The organism is Streptomyces sp. NPDC005483, assembly GCF_040606035.1.
Classification (GTDB): Bacteria; Actinomycetota; Actinomycetes; order Streptomycetales; family Streptomycetaceae; genus Streptomyces.
Window position 1 is genome coordinate 19,474 of the sequence record NZ_JBEXEA010000002.1, and the last position, 18,215, is coordinate 37,688.

The window sequence follows — 18,215 nt, forward strand, 5'->3', positions numbered from 1 at the left end:
TGACGGGTCGTCAATTGGTCGTACGGCGTGAGGTTCTGGGGTGTGTTCCCGCCGGTGCCCTGCGGAGCGGGCTCGGGGCTGGGCCGATCTGGCAGGTCGGGCACCAGTAGGTGGGGCGCTCTCGGGAGCCGTCGCCCTGGTCGGCGATGCGGATCGAGGTGTGGCAGCGGAGGCAGGGGCGGGGTGCGCGGCCGTAGACGAACAGGTCCTGGCCGCGGCGGCCGGTCGTCGTGCGGACCGGGCGGTCGCGGTTGGTCTCCAGGAGCTTCTTGGCGAGCGCGGGGAGCTGCGCGGCGCGGTCCGCGGGGAGGGCGCCGACGGGGAGCCAGGGGGTGGCGCCGAGCAGGAAGCAGAGCTCGCTCTTGTAGACGTTGCCGATACCGGCGAGATTGCGCTGGTCGAGCAGGGCCTCGCCGAGCGGGCGGGCGGGGTCCTGGAGGAGGTTCGCGAGAGCGCGCTCGGGGTCCCAGTCCGGGCCGAGGAGGTCGGGGCCGAGGTGGCCGACGGACCTGTGCTCGTCCGCGGTGCGGAGCAGTTCGAGGACGGGGAGGCGGTAGCCGACGGCCGTGTGGTCCTTGTTGGCCAGGATCGCGCGGATCTGGTGGGTGGGGCCGCCTGTCCAGCGCTGGTCTTCCGCGTACACCTTCCAGGAGCCGTCCATGCGGAGGTGGGAGTGGAGGGTCAGGCCGCCTTCGATGCGGGTGAGGAGGTGTTTGCCGCGGGGGGTGACGTCGAGGACTCTGCGGCCCGTGAGGTCGGCTGTGGCGTACTTCGGCACCCTCAGGTCGCTGCGGGTCAGCACCTTGTCCGCGAGGGCGGTGTGCAGGCGCTTCGCGGCTTGCCAGACGGTGTCTCCTTCGGGCATGGGTCAAGGGTGGCACGGGGGAGGGCGGTGAGGGTGCGGGGTCGTGGGGGGAGTGGTGGTGGGTTCGGCCTCGGCTTCGCCTTCGGCCGGTCTGGTCCCACCCGCACCACCCGTGCGGGTTTCGTGGTCGGGTGCGAGTGGCCCCTGTGGGGCGTGCTCACTGTCGGCGGCTGCGGGGGCGTGGGTGGCGGGTGACGTGCGTGTGGCGGCCAGGGTGGGTGTGTGCGGTGGTCGGACCGGCCCGTGGCACCGTCGGCGAGCAGAGGGAAGCACTGAGGTGCGGTGCGTCGGGTCACGCGCGTAGGCGCAGGCCCCGGGGGGTGGCGATGAAGCCTGCTGTCTCCAGGAGGGTGCCCAGGGGGGAGGTCAGGGCGGAGGTGCCGTTGATGCGTTCCACCGTGACCGTGCCCAGGGAACCGGCCTTGGCGGCTGCGGCGAGGGCTTCGGACGCTGTGCGGAGGCGGGGGTCGTCGGTGGGCGTGGTGTCGGGGGCGGTGGGCCAGGCCAGGAGGGTCTTGCCGCCCCGCTCCATGTAGAGCGTGAGCTCGCCGTCCACGAGGACCACGAGGGAGCCCGCCTTGCGGCCCGGCTTGTGGCCTGCCTCGGTCGGGGGGTCGGGCCAGGGGAGGGCGGCGCCGTAGGCGTTGGCGGGGTCGGCCGCGGCGAGGACCACGGCCCGGGAGGCGTCGGAGGTGTTGTGCCTGCGGTTGCCGAAGCCGGAATCGTACGCGGGGGTGCCTTGCCAGTGCCGCGGGGTGGGCTGGGGCGGGTAGTCGCGCGGTGAGATGTACTCGTCGCGGGAGGCGGGGGACACGGGGGCCGGGGGACCGTCTGTGCCGGCTTCGAGGCTGCCTTGGTTGTCGAAGGCGCGGGTCCAGTCCCAGTCCTCGGCCGCGGGGTCGCCCTGTGTTGCGTCCGCACTCCAGATGTCGGGGCCGCCGGCCTCCGGCAGCGGCTCGCCGCGGTCGCGGGCGTTGGACACCGCGCGGAGGCGGTCGACCGCGCCGTCCATCGCGAACTGGGCGGCGCCGAGGCCCTCCACGACATAACCGCGGCGGGCCTGTCCGCTGTCCTCGAAGGCGGAGAGGATGCGGTACGTCGCCGAGAAGCCGCCCTCCACGCCCTCCGCCGCGACCGCTCCACGGGTCACCACTCCGTGGCGGTCGAGGAGGGTGCGGGCCAGAGCGTGGGCGCGCACGGTGGGGTCGGGCTCGCGCTGGGGGAGCAGGGACCAGCGGCCGGCGACGGTCGGCGGGCCGGTGCGCGATGCGGTGCGTGCCGCGGCGGTGAGTGAGCCGTAGCGGCCGCGGGGGATCGTGCGTTTGGCGCGGTGGGCGGTGGAACCGGCGGTGCGGCCGGAGCCCAGCAGGGAGCGCATGGGGGTGAGGGTGTCGTTGGTGAGCCGCCCCGACCAGGCCAGATCCCATACGGCATCGGCCAGTTGGGGGTCGGTGGCGTCGGGGTGCGTGGTGGCGCGGACCTGGTCGGCGATCTGGCGGAAGAACAGGCCGTAGCCGCCCGTGAGGGCGTCCAGGACGGACTGGTGGAGGGCGGTCAGCTCCAGGGGGTGGGGCGGTGGCAGGAGGAGGGGGGCCGCGTCCGCCAGGTACAGGGAGACCCAGCCGTCCTTGCCCGGGAGCGCGCCCGCTCCGGCCCACACGATCTCTCCGGCGGCGGTGAGTTCGTCGAGGATCGCCGGGGTGTAGTTCGTGACGCGGGACGGCAGCACGAGCTTCTCCAGGGCGGAGGCGGGCACGGAGGCGCCCTGCAACTGCTCTACGGCGCGCACCAGTCCGTCGATGCCGCGCAGGGAGTGGCCCTTGCCGATGTGCTGCCACTGCGGCAGGAACTGGGCGAGGGCCGGCGGCGGCACCGGTTCGAGTTCGTGGCGCAGCGCCGCCAGGGAGCGCCGGCGCAGGCGGCGGAGCACGGTCGCGTCGCACCATTCCTGGCCGATGCCCGCCGGGTGGAACTCTCCCTGTACGACTCGTCCGCTCGCGGCCAGGCGCTGCAACGCGCCCTCGGTGACCGCCGTGCCCAGGCCGAAGCGGGCGGCGGCCGCGGCCGAGGTGAAGGGGCCGTGGGTGCGGGCGAAGCGCGCGAGGAGGTCACCGAGAGGGTCCTTGACCGGTTCGGTGAAGGCCTCCGGGACGCCTACCGGCAGCGCTGTGCCGAGGGCGTCGCGCAGACGGCCCGCGTCCTCGATCGCCGCCCAGTGGTCGGCTCCGGCGACCCGGACCTTGATCGCGCGGCGGGCTCCGGCGAGATCTCGCGCCCACTGTGGCTCGGCGCCGCGCTCGGCCAGCTCGGCGTCCGTGAGCGGGCCGAGGACGCGGAGGATGTCCGCGACCCCTTCGGCGTCCTTGACCCGGCGGTCCTCGGTGAGCCACTGGAGCTCGCGCTCCAGCTCGGTCAGAACCTCGGCGTCGAGCAGTTCGCGCAGCTCCGCCTGGCCCAGCAGCTCGGCCAGCAGACGGGAGTCCAGGGAGAGGGCCGCCGCCCGGCGCTCGGCGAGGGGCGAGTCTCCCTCGTACAGGAACTGGGCGACGTAGCCGAAGAGCAGGGAACGGGCGAAGGGGGACGGCTCGGGGGTGGTGACCTCGACCAGGCGGACCCTGCGGGACTCCAGGTCGCCCATCAGCTCGACGAGGCCGGGGACGTCGAAGACGTCCTGGAGGCACTCGCGGACCGCCTCCAGGACGATCGGGAACGAACCGAACTCGCTCGCCACCTGGAGCAGTTGGGAGGCACGCTGGCGCTGCTGCCACAACGGGGTGCGCTTGCCGGGGTTACGGCGCGGCAGCAGCAGCGCCCGGGCGGCGCATTCGCGGAAGCGGGAGGCGAACAGGGCCGAGCCGCCGACCTGGTCGGTGACGACCTGGTCGACCTCGCCCTTGTCGAAGACGACGTCCGCGGCGCCCACCGGGGCCTGTTCGGCGTCGTACTCCGTGCCGATCCTGGTCGGTTCCCGGTCGAGGAGGTCCAGGCTCATCATGTCGGCGTCCGGCAGCCGCAGGACGATGCCGTCGTCGGCGTGCATGACCTGGGCGTCCATGCCGTAGCGCTCAGAGAGCTTGGCACCGAGGGCGAGGGCCCAGGGGGCGTGGACCTGGGCGCCGAACGGGGAGTGGACGACGACCCGCCAGTCGCCGAGTTCGTCGCGGAAGCGCTCCACGACGATGGTGCGGTCGTCCGGGACATGGCCGCAGGCCTCGCGCTGCTCGTCCAGGTACGACAGGACGTTGTCCGCCGCCCACGCGTCCAGGCCCGCGGTGAGCAGACGCAGGCGGGCGTCCTCCTTGGACAGGGAGCCGACCTCGCGGAGGAACGCGCCCACCGCGCGGCCCAGTTCGAGGGGGCGGCCCAGCTGGTCGCCCTTCCAGAAGGGGAGCCTGCCGGGGACGCCGGGGGCGGGGGAGACGAGGACGCGGTCGCGGGTGATGTCCTCGATGCGCCAGGAGCTGGTGCCGAGCGTGAAGACATCCCCCACGCGTGACTCGTAGACCATCTCCTCGTCGAGCTCGCCGACCCTTCCGCCGCCCTTCTTGGGGTCGGAGCCGGCCAGGAAGACGCCGAAGAGGCCGCGGTCGGGGATGGTGCCGCCGGAGGTGACGGCCAGGCGCTGGGCGCCGGGGCGGCCGGTGATCGTGCCGGCGATGCGGTCCCAGACCACGCGCGGGCGCAGTTCTGCGAAGGCGTCGGAGGGGTAGCGGCCGGCGAGCATGTCGAGGACCGCGGTGAAGGCGGACTCGGGGAGGGAGGCGAAGGGGGCCGCCCTGCGGACCGTGGCCAGGAGGTCGTCGAGCTGCCAGGTGTCCATCGCGGTCATCGCGACGAGCTGCTGGGCGAGGACGTCCAAGGGGTTCGCGGGGACCTTGAGGGACTCGATGGAACCGGTCCGCATGCGTTCCGTGACGACCGCCGCCTGGACGAGGTCTCCTCGGTACTTCGGGAAGACCACGCCGGTGGAGACCGCGCCGACCTGGTGGCCCGCGCGGCCGACGCGTTGCAGACCGGAGGCGACGGAGGGGGGCGACTCGACCTGGATCACCAGGTCCACCGCGCCCATGTCGATGCCGAGTTCGAGGCTGGACGTGGCCACTACCGCCGGGAGGCGGCCCGCTTTGAGGTCCTCCTCGACCAGGGCGCGCTGTTCCTTGGAGACCGAGCCGTGGTGGGCGCGGGCGATGACCTGGGGCGCGCCCTGGGCCGCGCCGGAGCCGCCCATGAGTTCGGCCGGGGCGTGGTGTTCGTCCAGGGGCTCGCCGGTGGCGCGCTCGTAGGCGATCTCGTTGAGACGGTTGCAGAGGCGTTCCGCGAGGCGGCGGGAGTTCGCGAAGACGATCGTGGAACGGTGGGACTGGACGAGGTCGGTGATGCGCTCCTCCACGTGGGGCCAGATGGAGGGGCGTTCCGCGCCTTCGTTGCCCTCGGCGACCGGGGAGCCGCCGAGTTCACCCAGGTCCTCAACTGGGACCACGACCGAGAGGTCGAACTCCTTGCCGGACTTCGGCTGAACGATCTCCACCTTGCGCTGGGGGGAGAGATAGCGGGCGATCTCGTCGACCGGGCGGACCGTGGCGGAGAGGCCGATGCGGCGGGCCGGCTTCGGGAGGAGCTCGTCCAGGCGCTCCAGGGAGAGGGCCAGGTGGGCGCCGCGCTTGGTGCCGGCCACGGCATGGACCTCGTCGAGGATCACCGTCTCGATGCCGGCGAGTGCGTCCCGGGTCGCTGACGTCAGCATCAGGAACAGGGATTCCGGGGTGGTGATCAGGATGTCCGGGGGGCGGGTGGACAGGGCCCGGCGCTCGGCCGGCGGGGTGTCGCCGGAGCGGATGCCGACCTTCACCTCGGGCTCGGGGAGGCCCAGGCGGACGGATTCCTGACGGATGCCGGTGAGGGGGCTGCGGAGGTTGCGCTCCACGTCGACGGCGAGGGCCTTGAGGGGCGAGACGTACAGGACGCGGCAGCGCTTCTTGGGGTCCGCGGGCGGGGGTGTGGAGGCCAGCTGGTCGAGGGCGGCCAGGAAGGCGGCCAGGGTCTTGCCGGAGCCGGTGGGGGCGACGACGAGTACGTCCGAGCCCTCCGCGATGGCCTGCCACGCGCCGGCCTGGGCGGTGGTGGGCGCGTCGAACGCGCCCGTGAACCAGCCGCGGGTGGCGGGGGAGAAGCCGTTCAGGGCTCGGTGTGCTGGGCTGACCATGCGTCCATCCTGCACCCCGGCACTGACAATGCCTCCGGCGGTTGGGCGGGTGGGGTTTGTGCGTTTGGCTGCGGGGTCGGTGGGGGTGGGCGTTGTTTGCGCAGTTCCCCGCGCCCCTGGTGCCTGCGGCGGCCTGTTTCGGCTCGGTGGGGGTGTGTGGCGCGTGTGGCTGGTGGCTCAGCCCACCTCGCGGCCGTACGCGCGCAGGGTTTGCAGAGCCTCAATGGTCGCCATGGGGCGTGCTTCGAGGGTGGTGGTGGGTGCCCACTGGCGTCGGCGGACCGGCCAGCCGCCGTCCTCCTGCTGTTCGGCCGCGAGGAAGTCCAGCGAACGGGACATCTCGTCGTCCGTGAACCACGCGCGCGCGAGGGAGCCCGGCGTCTTCGCGTAGTCGTGCGGGAAGTGGTGCTCGCCCGGGGCGTAGCCGGGGGCCGCGGGGAACGCGCCGAGGTCCGAGGGGTCGAGCGCGGCCAGCCGCTGCTCGCGCACCAGGCGGCCCAGGCGGTCGGCGGTCGCCTCCGCGCGCCGGCGGTCGGGGGCGGAGTCCAGGAAGGTCAGGGCGGCCTGGATCTCGTCCGGGTGGGACACCTTGAGGGACTCCACGGCCTGCCAGCAGAAGTCCGTGGCCCGGAACAGCCAGGCGTGCCACACCTCGTTGCGGTGCAGCAGACCGACCACGGGTCCGGTGGTGAGCAGTTCGCTCGGCGGGGCGTCCACGACCGGCAGGAAGGGGGCCGTCGGGTAGCCGCGCTGGGCGGGAGTGACCGCCGGGAGGGCGCCGTCCGGGGTGGACACGGAGGTGAGGTAGCGGCACACGCGTTCCACGCGCTGTCCGCCGCAGCGGCCTACCGCGTCCAGGACCCGCAGGGCGTGAGCGGTGTGCAGGGGCTGGCTGACGGGGCCGCGCAGATCGGGCTCCAGGGCGTGGCCGTAGCCGCCGTCCGCGTTGCGGTAGGCGTCCAGGGCCGTCTCCACCGGGTCGGGGCCGCCGTTCAGGAAGCGGTACGCGAACAGACGCTGTTCCAGCACACGCGCGGTGAGCCAGACGAAGTGTTCGGCGCGGAAGAGCGGGGAGTGCGCCGGTGGCGTCTGGGGGAGTGGGGAAGCTCCTGTTTCGGGCATGCGTCAGACCGTAGAGCGGAAAGCGGTCTCGGCAGGCGGTCCCGGCCCAGGCCCACCCTCAGGGGCGGGATAATCGAGTCATGCGGTTGACGGTCTTCTGGCAGCGGATGGCGGAACACTTCGGTCCGGGGTACGCCGACACCTTCGCGCGCGATCACGTGATGACGGAGCTCGGCGGGCGCACGGTGCACGAGGCGCTGGACGCCGGCTGGGACGCCAAGGACGTGTGGCGCGTGGTCTGCACCGTGATGAACGTTCCGGGCGAGCGGCACTGAGCCGGCGTGGACGTTCCGGGGAGAAGTGCCGCGTGGGCGTGAACATCTCACGAAAGAGGCACTGAGCGGTCACGAAGATCGCAGGACCGGGGCCGATTGTCAGTCACGTGGGCCAGACTTGCACCGTGGCACCCACTGACGAGTCCGGGCAGGCAGCCCAGCACGCATCTCCGCTCGGCACGACGCCGCCCACCCGGCCCCCGGCCGACGGCGCCGGGCCGAACGCCCGCATGCCGCGCTGGCTGCCGCGCGCCATGGTGCTCGCGCTCGCCCTCATCGCCGTGTTCCAGTTCGGCAGTTGGGCCTTCCACCAGCTGATAGGCCTCCTGACCAACATCCTCATCGCGTTCTTCCTGGCCCTGGCCATCGAACCCGCGGTGAGCAAGATGGCGGCGCGGGGCATGCGCAGGGGGCTCGCCACCTTCCTCGTCTTCTTCGGGGTGCTGATCGTCACCGCGGGCTTCGTCACACTGCTCGGTTCGATGCTCGCGGGCCAGATCATCAAGATCGTCGAGGACTTCCCGGACTACCTCGACTCCGTCATCGCCTGGATCAACGGGCACTTCCACACCGAGCTGAAGCGGGTGGACGTCCAGGAGGGGCTGCTGCGCTCCGACTGGCTGCGCAACTACGTGCAGAACAGCGCCACCGGCGTCCTGGACGTCTCCGCCCAGGTTCTGGGCGGCCTCTTCCAGCTGCTGACGATCGCGCTGTTCTCGTTCTACTTCGCCGCGGACGGCCCACGGCTGCGCCGCGCGATCTGCTCCGTCCTGCCGCCCGCCCGCCAGGCCGAGGTGCTGCGCGCGTGGGAGATCGCCGTCGACAAGACCGGCGGCTACCTCTACTCGCGCGGCCTGATGGCGCTCGTCTCCGGAGTCGCGCACTTCGTCCTCCTCCAGGCCCTGGACGTGCCGTACGCGCCCGTGCTCGCCGTGTGGGTCGGCCTGGTCTCGCAGTTCATCCCGACCATCGGCACGTATCTCGCGGGCGCCCTGCCCATGCTGATCGCCTTCACGGTCGATCCCTGGTACGCGCTGTGGGTGCTGGTCTTCGTGGTGATCTACCAGCAGTTCGAGAACTACGTGCTGCAGCCCAAGCTGACCTCGAAGACCGTCGACATCCACCCCGCGGTCGCCTTCGGCTCGGTCATCGCGGGCACCGCCCTGCTCGGCGCGGTCGGTGCCCTGATCGCCATCCCGGCGGTCGCCACGCTGCAGGCGTTCCTGGGGGCCTACGTGAAGCGGTACGCCGTCACCGACGATCCGCGGGTCCACGGGCACCGGAAGCGGGGCGAGGAGCCCTCGCCGGCCACGCGCGTGCGTGCCCTGTGGGAGCGGCGGCGGCCGGGGACGCAGGACTCCACCGACGGCGACGGCTCGTCCTGAGGGCGCCGGGCTCAGTAGGTGAGGGCGGCCCATATGGCGGCGCCGATGACGGCCGTGACGTAGGAGCCGATCGCCGCGTACAGGATGCGTCGCCGTAGCGGCTCGCTCCAGGGCGTGCGCGACAGCAGCCAAGTCAGTGCGGGCAGGACCAGGACCGCGTGCAGGCTCACGCCGTGCAGCGGTTTGAGCGGAGCGGTCGAGCGGTAGGCCGCTTCCTGGTGGCCGGTGCGGGTGAGGACGACACCGCGCGCGATCATGGCGGCGCCCGAGGCGAGCGCGACCAGCAGGATCGCGAACCCCGACCGCACCGCGAGGTCCATCCCCGCCGGACCCGAGGGCCGGTGGCGGAACGAGGCGACCGCGAACACCGACAGCAGCACCACCAGGACGCCGCCGCCCACCGCGAGCGTCATGGACACCGCCGTGTCGAAGGGTGTCTCCATGTCGAGGTGCGAGGGCACCCCGCGCCACGCCTGGAGAGTGATGCCGCCGACCTCCACCACACAGTCGGCCGCGAGGACCGCGAGCAGCAGGGTGCGCAGCCGGGGGCCGACGTGCAGATAGGAGGTGACCCAGGTGACCGCGATCAGGGTCACTCCGAAGGACACCCCGAACGTGACCGGCTTGCGCCACGAGACCGGTCCGTCCCAGGGGCCGCCGTCCACGGCGAACACCACCAGGTGCGCGAGCCCGGAGAGGACCAGGAGGAGACCGGTGGAGTGGCAGAGACGCTCCACGCGGCGTGCATCGCGGGTTCGCGGCGCCGACCTCCGTGTCGGCTCCGCGGGCGCTTCCGTGAGGGCCGGGTCCGTCATTGCCGCTCTCCTCCGCCGGTGGTCGGGGTCAGGATCGCGCCCACCCCGATGAACGGGCCGGCGCCGAGCGGGATGACGACACCGGGCGGCACAGTGGGATGACGTGCCGTCCCGCTGTCGCGTCGGTGGGTGGTCGAGGTCATCTCTCCGGTGCTCGGCGTGGTCTCCATGGCACAAGGCTCGCGAGAACGGGCCGTCCGGTCGTCGTACCGCCGAAGACACCTCAAGTACGCCGCGGGAAGTAGGCGGAGCGGGCCGCGGGCAGTGTCCCGGGTGTCGCGTGGTGCGCTTGACACGAAAATCGAACATCCATTCATATGGAAGCTCCGGCGAAGCCGACGGCGGGCGTTTCGACATGGTTTGCATGGAGAAGTACCCGGGTTATCCACAGGCTGGGCGGGCGTCGGGGCCCATTGTCAGTGGCAGGCGTTAGCGTCTTTGACGTGAAGCGATCGACTCAAGCAAATCGGGTGGAACCCATGGCAGGAACCGACCGCGAGAAGGCGTTGGACGCCGCGCTCGCACAGATTGAACGGCAGTTCGGCAAGGGCGCGGTCATGCGCATGGGCGAGCGGCCGAACGAGCCCATCGAGGTCATCCCCACCGGGTCGACCGCACTCGACGTCGCGCTCGGCGTCGGCGGCATCCCGCGTGGCCGTGTGGTGGAGGTGTACGGGCCGGAGTCCTCCGGCAAGACGACCCTGACCCTGCACGCGGTGGCGAACGCGCAGAAGGCCGGTGGTCAGGTCGCCTTCATCGACGCGGAGCACGCGCTCGACCCCGAGTACGCGAAGAAGCTCGGCGTCGACATCGACAACCTGATCCTGTCCCAGCCCGACAACGGCGAGCAGGCCCTGGAGATCGTGGACATGCTGGTCCGCTCCGGTGCCCTCGACCTCATCGTCATCGACTCCGTCGCCGCGCTCGTTCCGCGCGCGGAGATCGAGGGCGAGATGGGCGACAGCCACGTCGGTCTGCAGGCCCGTCTGATGAGCCAGGCCCTGCGGAAGATCACCAGCGCGCTCAACCAGTCCAAGACCACCGCGATCTTCATCAACCAGCTCCGAGAGAAGATCGGCGTGATGTTCGGCTCCCCGGAGACCACGACCGGTGGCCGGGCGCTGAAGTTCTACGCCTCGGTGCGCATGGACATCCGCCGCATCGAGACCCTGAAGGACGGCACGGACGCGGTCGGCAACCGCACCCGCGTCAAGGTCGTCAAGAACAAGGTCGCACCGCCCTTCAAGCAGGCCGAGTTCGACATCCTCTACGGCCAGGGCATCAGCCGTGAGGGCGGTCTGATCGACATGGGCGTGGAGCACGGCTTCGTCCGCAAGGCCGGCGCCTGGTACACGTACGAGGGCGACCAGCTCGGCCAGGGCAAGGAGAACGCGCGCAACTTCCTGAAGGACAACCCCGACCTGGCCAACGAGATCGAGAAGAAGATCAAGGAGAAGCTGGGCGTCGGCGTGCGGCCCGTGGAGCCTGCCGCGGAGCCGGGTGCGGACGCCGCGGTCTCCGCTGCCTCGGAAGACGCCGCGAAGGTGCCGGCTCCGGCGGCCGCGAAGGTGACGAAGGCCAAGGCTCCGGCCGCCAAGAGCTGATCCTGTGACACGGCGAACCGACTGGGCCGAGTACGAGGGCGCTCCGCGAGAGTGGGGCGGAAAGGGCGACGGGGGTTCTGCCGGGCCGGGCGGCGGCGGGTACGGGGACTGCGCGGGGCATGGAGCGGACGGGGGACACGGCCGTTCGGTGTCATACGGCGACAGGGAGTCCGGCGACGGCTCGGCGTCCTACCGCGGCGGTCGTCCCCACAGCGACGGGGGGACGTACCGCGACGGTGGGCCGAGCGGCGACGAGTCCGGTGACGGGGCGGCACGTGGTTCCGGGACGTTCGGCCGGAGCTCGCGTCGAGGCGGCGGAGCACCTGGCGCGGGTGGTTCCCGTGGGCGTCGGCAGCGCCGACGCGGCTTCGGGGAATCGCCCGGTGAGGACGGAGGCGGCCCCTCCTTGTCGAGGGCCGAGGCGGGGGAACCTCCGGCGGACCCGGTGGAGCGGGCGCGGGCGATCTGTCTGCGCCTGCTCACCGGGACTCCGCGCACGCGCAAGCAACTCGCCGACGCCCTGCGCAAGCGGGAGATCCCGGACGACGCCGCCGAGGAGGTGCTGTCGCGGTTCGAGGAGGTCGGGCTGATCAACGACAGCGCGTTCGCGGACGCCTGGGTGGAGTCCCGGCACCACGGCCGGGGACTCGCCCGGCGGGCGCTCGCCCAGGAGCTGCGCACCAAGGGCGTCGACTCCACGCTGATCGACGCGGCCGTCTCGCAGCTCGACTCCGAGCAGGAGGAGGAGACGGCCCGCGAGCTCGTCGACCGCAAGCTGCGCGCGACGCGTGGCCTCGACCGCGACAAGAGACTGCGCCGCCTCGCGGGGATGCTCGCCCGCAAGGGCTACTCCGAGGGGATGGCTCTGCGGGTGGTCCGGCAGGCGCTGGAGGAGGAGGGGGAGGAGACGGAGTTCCTCGGCGACGAGGGGTTCTGACACGGGGGAGTCTTCGCGAGCCGGGCCTGGCCTGAGCGGAGGGGGTCGGGGCGGAAGAGGGGGGCGGTGTTCGGCGCGGGTGAACGCTTCACCGCTACGACCAGGTATCCCCGGCGGGCAGCGGGCAGCGGGCAGCGGGCAGGGTCCCTGGCAACGTGCCCTGAGCGGGGCCAGGTGCGTGCCTGACGGGGAAACGCCCCGTCACAGGCCCACAGGCCCACAGGCCCGCCGGCCCACCAGGCCCCTCCCCCTCTCGACCTGCCTCGTGCAGGACGCTCGAGCCAGGCGCACTCGCGATGACCGGCAGGCTCTCGTGCGCGCGTCCCACCGCCCGTTTCTACCGTCTGCTGCCGTCGCCGTGCCCGCCGGTGACCGGTAGCCCCGCAGCCCGCCAGGCCTGGAAACCGCCGACCAGGTCCGTGGCCCGGCGCAGGCCGAGCCGGTGCAGGGACTCCGCCGCGAGACTGGAGGCGTAGCCCTCGTCGCACACCACCACGACCCGCAGATCGTGGCCCGTGGCCTCGGGCAGGCGGTGGCTGCCCTTCGGGTCGAGACGCCACTCCAGTTCGTTGCGCTCGACGACCAGGGCACCGGGGATCAGGCCGTCCCGCTCGCGCAGGGCCGCGTACCGGATATCCACCAGCAGCGCTCCACCGGCCCGGACGGCGTCGTGGGCCTCCCGGGCCCCGATCCGCTCGTAGCCCGCGCGCACCCGCTCCAGCAACTCGTCGATGCCGGGCGCCTGTTCGGCCGTACGACTGCCGGAGGGGGCGCTCACTGCCAGTCCTCCGGCCGCTCGACGTGCTCCAGGCGCAGGATCTGGCCGGTGCGGCTGTAGCGGCGGATCTGCGGGAGGGGCGGGTAGTAGGCGTGCACGGAGATCGCGTGGACCTCGGTGGACTCGTTGAGGACCTCGTGGACGTGGTGCTGACCGAAGGAGCGGCCCTTGCCGGCCGGCAGCCGTCGCTCGCGGTCCACGTCGTCGGAGAGTTCGAGGGTCTTCCAGCCGTCGGCAGGCAGCCGGGCGGCGAGGGAGTTCTCCTTGAGCTCGCCGGCGGCGGTGGTGAAGGCGCCCACCGACTCGGCGTGGTCGTGCCAGCCGGTGCCGGTGCCGGGCGGCCAGCCGATCAGCCAGGCCTCGCTGCCGCCGGGCCCCTCCAGGCGCACCCAGGTGCGGCCCTCGGGATCGAGCGGGAGCGAGTCGATCAGCTCGGTGTCGGCGGCGGTGCGCCGTACGAAGTCGAGGAGTTCGGCCTGGGTGGGCGGCGCGACGGCGGAGGTGACCGAGGGGAGGGCGGGGGAGACAGACACGGGTACCGTCCTGAGAAGAGTTCGCGACAGCGTGCCATCGCACAGGCGCGGCACGCGGGGGAGAGAAGAAGGCGAATTCAGCAGGACGGGCGACACACGCAGCCCGCATAGCGGACGAGGTCCATATGGACCCTCCGCCACAGGCGCACACAGGTGTCGGTCACGATCCGGAGTACACCATGACGCCGACGGTCGTTTCAACTCACTGTCACTATGTGGACGCACAGTGACAGTGAGCACGTCAATGCGATCCGGCCCCCGCGTTGGCCTCGGTCTTCGCCGGAGGGCCGCCGAGCGCCGTCTCGGCGGCCGAGTACAGGTCGGCCGGGCGGACCCCGCTCAGCGCCGTGACGAGGTGACCGTCGGGGCGGAGGAGAAGGACCGTGTGCGGGGCCGCACCCGGGTACTCCTCGGCGACCAGGAGCTCGGCGGAGTGCGGCAGCGCGGTCACCGCCGCGGCCAGGCGGGGCATGATTCCGGCGGTCACCCAGTGCTTGCGCTCCCACACCCCGGTGCCCGGCGCGACCAGTAGGACGAGCAGCGCGCCCCGGCCGAGACGCTCGCGCAGTCGTACGAACGAGCCGTCCTCGGCGGTGACCCGCACATCCGTGACCGACTCCCCCGGGAGCGTGTCGACGGGCACCTCTCCTTCGAGGTGCCCGGGTGCGAGGGGCGAGTCGGCGTACGTCCCCGGCGCGCCGAGTGGGCCGCGCCCCAAGTGACCGTCGGTGAGCAACGCGTCGTGGCCGCGGGCCGAGCCGGGGACCACCGAGCGCAGCCCCCCGCCGCCGCGCAGCAGCGGCAGTGCCTGGTCGGCGGCGCGCAGCCGGCCGGCGACGACCGCGCGCCGCTCGGTCTGGTAGCTGTCGAGCAGCGCCTCGTGCGGGCCGTGGTGCCAGGCCAGGGCCAGTTTCCAGGCGAGGTTGTCGGCGTCCCGCAGGCCCTCGTCGAGTCCCTGTGTGCCGAGCGCCCCGAGGCAGTGCGCCGCGTCCCCGGCGAGGAAGACCCGGTCGGCGCGCCAGCGGCGGGCCAGCCGGTGGTGGACGGTGTGGACGCCGGTGTCGAGGAGTTCGTACGGCGGTGTCGAGCCGCCCGTCCAGCCCGCGAGGGTCTCCCGGACGCGGGTCACCAGGAGCTCCGGCGTGACCAGGTCCTTGCCCGGCGGCAGCAGCCAGTCCAGGCGCCACACACCCTCGGGCAGCGGGCGGGCGGCGATCTCCCCGGCCGACGGTCCGGACGTCCGCCACGGTGGCATCCGGTGCAGCAACGCCCGGTCCTCCCAAGGGAGTTCCGCGCGCAGGGCGGCGACCGCGTGGCGCTCCACGGCCGTACGGCCCGGGAAGCGGATGTCCTCGAGCTTGCGCACAGTGGAGCGGGTGCCGTCGCAGCCCACCAGGTAACTCCCGCGCCACCAGGTGCCCTTGGGGCCGCGGGTGTGGGCGGTGACGCCAGAGGGCTCCTGCTCGATGGAGTCGAGACGGCTGTCCGAGGCGAGCTTGACCAGCCGCTCCTCGGTGGCCGCGGCGCGCAGGGCGCCGGTCAGGACGTGCTGGGCCAGGTGCAGGGGTGCCTCCCCGGCCTCCTCGAAGTCGACCTCGCGCATCACCTGCTTGCGGCGCATCGACCGCCATCCGGCCCAGTGCACACCCAGCTCGGTGACCGGCACTCCGGTCAGCCGCGACATGAGGGCGGCGGTGTCCTCGTGCAGTACGGCGGTGCGGGCCAGGCGGGGTTCGTCCTTGCCCGGGCCCTCGTCGAGGACCACGGAGGGGACCTCCTGACGCGCCAGCGCCAGGGCGAGCGTGAGCCCGACGGGCCCCGCTCCGACGATGATCACCGGGTCCACGGCGCGGCGCCCCCCGCCTGCTGCGGAATGCCGGGAGACGTATGTGAACAGGAGGTCGGGGCAGGGTGCACGATCACAGAACGTATGCAACCCATTGCCGGTGCTTGCGTCAAGTGACGGAGGGCAGTGGCGATCATGCCACTGCCCTCCGTGCCCTTCACGCCGCTTGACTGTGCATCAGGTCACCGGGGCGGTTTGTCGTTGAAGGTGAACCCGCTCGGACCGCCGCCCTCTCCGCCGGTCCCGAAGGTACCGCCCACCGCGGCCGGGTTGATCTCCGTGTCCTCGCCGAGCACCGCGCCCGTGCTCTTCTTGCTCCGCCGCAGCCTCTGCTCCAGCCAGCTCGCGAAGCTGGTGAGGAGGAAGTTCACGATGATGTAGATGATGCCGACGACGATGAAGCTGGGGATGACGTTGGCGTAGTTGGCCGCCAGTGTGCTGCGCGCGTTGAGCAGCTCGGTGAAGCCCAGCATCACGCCGCCCAGCGCGGTGTCCTTCACGATGACGACAAGCTGGCTGACGATGGCCGGCAGCATCGCGGTGACCGCCTGCGGGAGCAGGATGCTGGTCATCGTCTGGCCCTTGCGCAGGCCGACCGCGTAGGCGGCCTCCGTCTGCCCCCTGGGCAGGGAGAGGATGCCGGCGCGGACGACCTCGGCGAGCACCGAGGCGTTGTAGAGGACCAGGCCGGTGACGACGGCGTACAGGGGCCGCTGTTCGCTGGAGATGTCCGTGGAGCGGACGTAGAACTCGTTGGCGAACAGCATCAGCAGCAGCACCGGGATCGCCCGGAAGAACTCGACCACCGTGCCGGCCGCACCGCGTACCCAGGCGTGGTCGGACATGCGGGCGATGCCGAAGACCGCGCCCAGCGGAAGGGCGATCACCATGGAGATCGCCGCCGCCTTGAGGGTGTCCCCGAGACCGGGCAGCAGGTATGTCGTCCAGGCCTCACTGGTGGTGAAGGGCTCCCAGAGGTTCCACTCCAGCTGGTTCTTGTCGTCCATCTTCTGCCACACCCACCACAGCAGGAGGAGGAGCAGCACGGTGAAGACGATCGACAGGAGGACGTTGCGCCGTTTGGCGCGGGGGCCCGGAGTGTCGTAGAGGACCGAACTCATCGCTTCACCGCCAGTCGCTTGGCGAGCCAGCCGAGGATGAGGCCGGTCGGCAGGGTCAGTACCACGAAGCCGAACGCGAAGACCGCGCCGATGGCGAGGGTCTGGGCTTCGTTCTCGATCATCGTCTTCATCAGGGTCGCCGCCTCGGCCACGCCGATCGCGGCTGCCACGGTGGTGTTCTTGGTCAGCGCGATCAGCACGTTGGCCAGGGGCCCGATGACCGAGCGAAAGGCCTGCGGAAGCACGATGAGACGCAGGGTCTGGCTGAAGTTCAGCCCGATCGCGCGGGCCGCCTCGGCCTGGCCGAGCGGCACCGTGTTGATGCCGGAGCGGATCGCCTCGCAGACGAACGCCGCGGTGTAGGCGATGAAACCGAGCACCGCCAGCCGGAAGCCCTGGACGTCGAAGTTGTCCGCCGCGCCCATCGTCACACCGAAGATGTCGGCGAGACCGAGCGAGTTGAAGACGATGATGACCGTCAGGGGGATGTTCCGGACGATGTTGACGTAGGCGGTGCCGAAGCCGCGCATCAACGGCACCGGGCTGACCCGCATCGCGGCCAGCAGGGTGCCCCAGATCAGGGAGCCGACGGCGGACAGGGCGGTGAGTTTCACCGTCATCCAGAACGCCCCGAGGACGTCATAACCTTCTAGAAAGTCGAACACGATCTCCCGCGCTTCCGGGTGTGTGGCGTGTGGCGTACGTGGACGGGCGCGGGGGCGCTCCGCTGCTTACGCCGCCGCACCTCGCCGCTGGGATCTGCGGGTTCGCCGTGGCCGGTCGCGCAGTTCCCCGCGCCCCTTCCGGGGCGCGGCTGAGCGGCCGGCCACAGCCGCTTTGCCCTCGGTACTACTTGACGATCACGCCGACCTTGGGGGCGGGCTCGTTCTTGTAGCCGGCCGGACCGAAGTTCTTGTCGACGGCCTTCTGCCAGGAGCCGTCACTGACCATCTTCTCGAGGGCGGCGTTGACCTTGTTCACGGTCGCGGTGTCGCCCTTCTTCACGCCGATGCCGTAGTTCTCGTTGCTCAGCTTGAGGCCGGCGAGCTTGAACTGGCCCTTGTACTTGTCCTGGGCGGCGAAGCCCGCGAGGATCGAGTCGTCCGTGGTCACGGCGTCGACGGCGCCGCTCTGCAGGCCGGCGATGCACTCCGAGTAACCGGCCTGCTGCTTCAGCTGGGCCTTCGGGGCGAAGTCGTCCTTGACGTTCTGCGCCGAGGTCGAGCCGGTCACGGAGCACAGCTTCTCGCCGTTGAGGTCCGTGGCCTCGCTGATCTTGGAGTCCTTCTTGACCAGCAGGTCCTGGTGGGCCAGCAGGTACGGACCGGCGAAGGCGACCTTCTGCTTGCGCTCGTCGGTGATCGAGTAGGTGGCCGCGATGAGCTTCACGTCGTCACGGGCGAGCGCGTTCTCACGGTCGGCGCTCTTGGTCTCGACCCACTCGATCTGGTTGGGCTCGTAACCGAGCTGCTTGGCCACGTATGTCGCCACATCGACGTCGAAGCCGGAGAAGGACCCGTCGGGCTTCTTCAGACCGAGGCCGGGCTGGTCGTACTTGATGCCGATCTTGATCTTGCCACCGCCGCTGGAGCCCGAACCGGAGCTGTCCTTGTTGTCGCCGCCGCAGGCGGTCGCGGACAGCGCGAGGGCGAGAACGGCGGCCGAGGCGGCGGTGACCTTGCGGAGCTTCATGATGAACATCCTTTGGGTGGTGAAGAGAGGAAAGCCGTC

16 protein-coding genes are annotated in these 18,215 nt (G+C 71.6%); 4 read left to right on the forward strand and 12 right to left on the reverse strand.

Going from position 1 to position 18,215, the window contains the following annotated elements; genetic code table 11:
* Positions 1–10: 10 nt before the first annotated feature.
* The 3 genes from ABZT06_RS03470 to ABZT06_RS03480 form a co-directional block, all read right to left on the reverse strand.
* Complete coding sequence (locus tag ABZT06_RS03470; protein WP_355734152.1) at positions 11–865, reverse strand: DNA-formamidopyrimidine glycosylase family protein; 855 nt, start codon at positions 863–865, stop codon at positions 11–13.
* 292 nt (positions 866–1,157) lie between these two features.
* Entirely contained in the window at positions 1,158–6,068 is a 4,911-nt protein-coding gene (locus ABZT06_RS03475) for an ATP-dependent helicase (RefSeq protein ID WP_355734154.1), read from the reverse strand.
* A 177-nt stretch (positions 6,069–6,245) separates the two neighbouring features.
* Complete coding sequence (locus ABZT06_RS03480; protein ID WP_355734156.1) at positions 6,246–7,190, reverse strand: hypothetical protein; 945 nt, start codon at positions 7,188–7,190, stop codon at positions 6,246–6,248.
* A gap of 80 nt (positions 7,191–7,270) precedes the next feature.
* On the opposite strand from ABZT06_RS03480, the gene ABZT06_RS03485 reads away from it, so the two are divergent.
* Together ABZT06_RS03485 and ABZT06_RS03490 are read left to right on the forward strand one after the other, a co-directional pair.
* Complete coding sequence (locus tag ABZT06_RS03485) at positions 7,271–7,465, forward strand: DUF3046 domain-containing protein (protein WP_355734159.1); 195 nt, start codon at positions 7,271–7,273, stop codon at positions 7,463–7,465.
* Positions 7,466–7,590: 125 nt separating this feature from the next.
* Complete coding sequence (locus tag ABZT06_RS03490) at positions 7,591–8,850, forward strand: AI-2E family transporter (protein ID WP_355734161.1); 1,260 nt, start codon at positions 7,591–7,593, stop codon at positions 8,848–8,850.
* Positions 8,851–8,861: 11 nt separating this feature from the next.
* Here the strand turns inward: ABZT06_RS03490 and ABZT06_RS03495 are convergent, their stop codons facing one another.
* Positions 8,862–9,665, reverse strand: coding sequence for a hypothetical protein (locus ABZT06_RS03495; protein ID WP_355734164.1), 804 nt, complete (start codon positions 9,663–9,665; stop codon positions 8,862–8,864).
* The gene (locus ABZT06_RS03500; RefSeq protein WP_355734167.1) at positions 9,662–9,835 is read right to left on the reverse strand and encodes a hypothetical protein; all 174 of its coding nucleotides are present in this window, start codon (positions 9,833–9,835) and stop codon (positions 9,662–9,664) included. The genes ABZT06_RS03495 and ABZT06_RS03500 overlap by 4 nt, the downstream gene beginning before the upstream one ends.
* Before the next feature lie 309 nt (positions 9,836–10,144).
* Between ABZT06_RS03500 and recA the strand changes: the two genes are divergently transcribed.
* Together recA and recX are read left to right on the forward strand one after the other, a co-directional pair.
* Positions 10,145–11,269 (forward strand): recombinase RecA, encoded by a 1,125-nt coding sequence (gene recA / locus ABZT06_RS03505; RefSeq protein WP_355734169.1) that lies wholly within the window; start codon positions 10,145–10,147, stop codon positions 11,267–11,269.
* Positions 11,270–11,273: 4 nt separating this feature from the next.
* Entirely contained in the window at positions 11,274–12,206 is a 933-nt protein-coding gene (gene recX / locus ABZT06_RS03510; protein WP_355734172.1) for a recombination regulator RecX, read from the forward strand.
* A 337-nt stretch (positions 12,207–12,543) separates the two neighbouring features.
* On the opposite strand, the gene ABZT06_RS03515 is transcribed toward recX, so the two are convergent.
* The 7 genes from ABZT06_RS03515 to ABZT06_RS03545 all read right to left on the reverse strand — a co-directional run bounded on the left by ABZT06_RS03515 (position 12,544) and on the right by ABZT06_RS03545 (position 18,176).
* On the reverse strand, positions 12,544–12,984 hold the full coding sequence (locus tag ABZT06_RS03515; protein WP_355734175.1) for a rhodanese-like domain-containing protein: 441 nt from the start codon (positions 12,982–12,984) through the stop codon (positions 12,544–12,546).
* The gene (locus ABZT06_RS03520) at positions 12,981–13,517 is read right to left on the reverse strand and encodes a cysteine dioxygenase (protein WP_355734178.1); all 537 of its coding nucleotides are present in this window, start codon (positions 13,515–13,517) and stop codon (positions 12,981–12,983) included. Before ABZT06_RS03520 ends, ABZT06_RS03515 begins: the two co-directional genes overlap by 4 nt.
* A 77-nt stretch (positions 13,518–13,594) precedes the next feature.
* A complete protein-coding gene (locus ABZT06_RS03525) occupies positions 13,595–13,642 on the reverse strand; it encodes a hypothetical protein (protein WP_309506048.1) in 48 nt (15 codons plus the stop codon).
* Between the two features lie 116 nt (positions 13,643–13,758).
* Positions 13,759–15,363, reverse strand: a complete 1,605-nt coding sequence (locus ABZT06_RS03530; RefSeq protein WP_355734181.1) for an FAD-dependent monooxygenase — start codon at positions 15,361–15,363, stop codon at positions 13,759–13,761.
* A gap of 182 nt (positions 15,364–15,545) precedes the next feature.
* Entirely contained in the window at positions 15,546–16,484 is a 939-nt protein-coding gene (locus ABZT06_RS03535) for an amino acid ABC transporter permease (RefSeq protein ID WP_355734184.1), read from the reverse strand.
* Positions 16,481–17,149 carry an amino acid ABC transporter permease gene (locus ABZT06_RS03540; RefSeq protein ID WP_355734186.1) on the reverse strand — a complete coding sequence of 223 codons (669 nt, stop codon included), beginning with the start codon at positions 17,147–17,149 and terminating at the stop codon, positions 16,481–16,483. Before ABZT06_RS03540 ends, ABZT06_RS03535 begins: the two co-directional genes overlap by 4 nt.
* A 184-nt stretch (positions 17,150–17,333) precedes the next feature.
* Positions 17,334–18,176 (reverse strand): glutamate ABC transporter substrate-binding protein, encoded by an 843-nt coding sequence (locus tag ABZT06_RS03545; RefSeq protein WP_355734188.1) that lies wholly within the window; start codon positions 18,174–18,176, stop codon positions 17,334–17,336.
* Between the last annotated feature and the right edge of the window lie 39 nt (positions 18,177–18,215).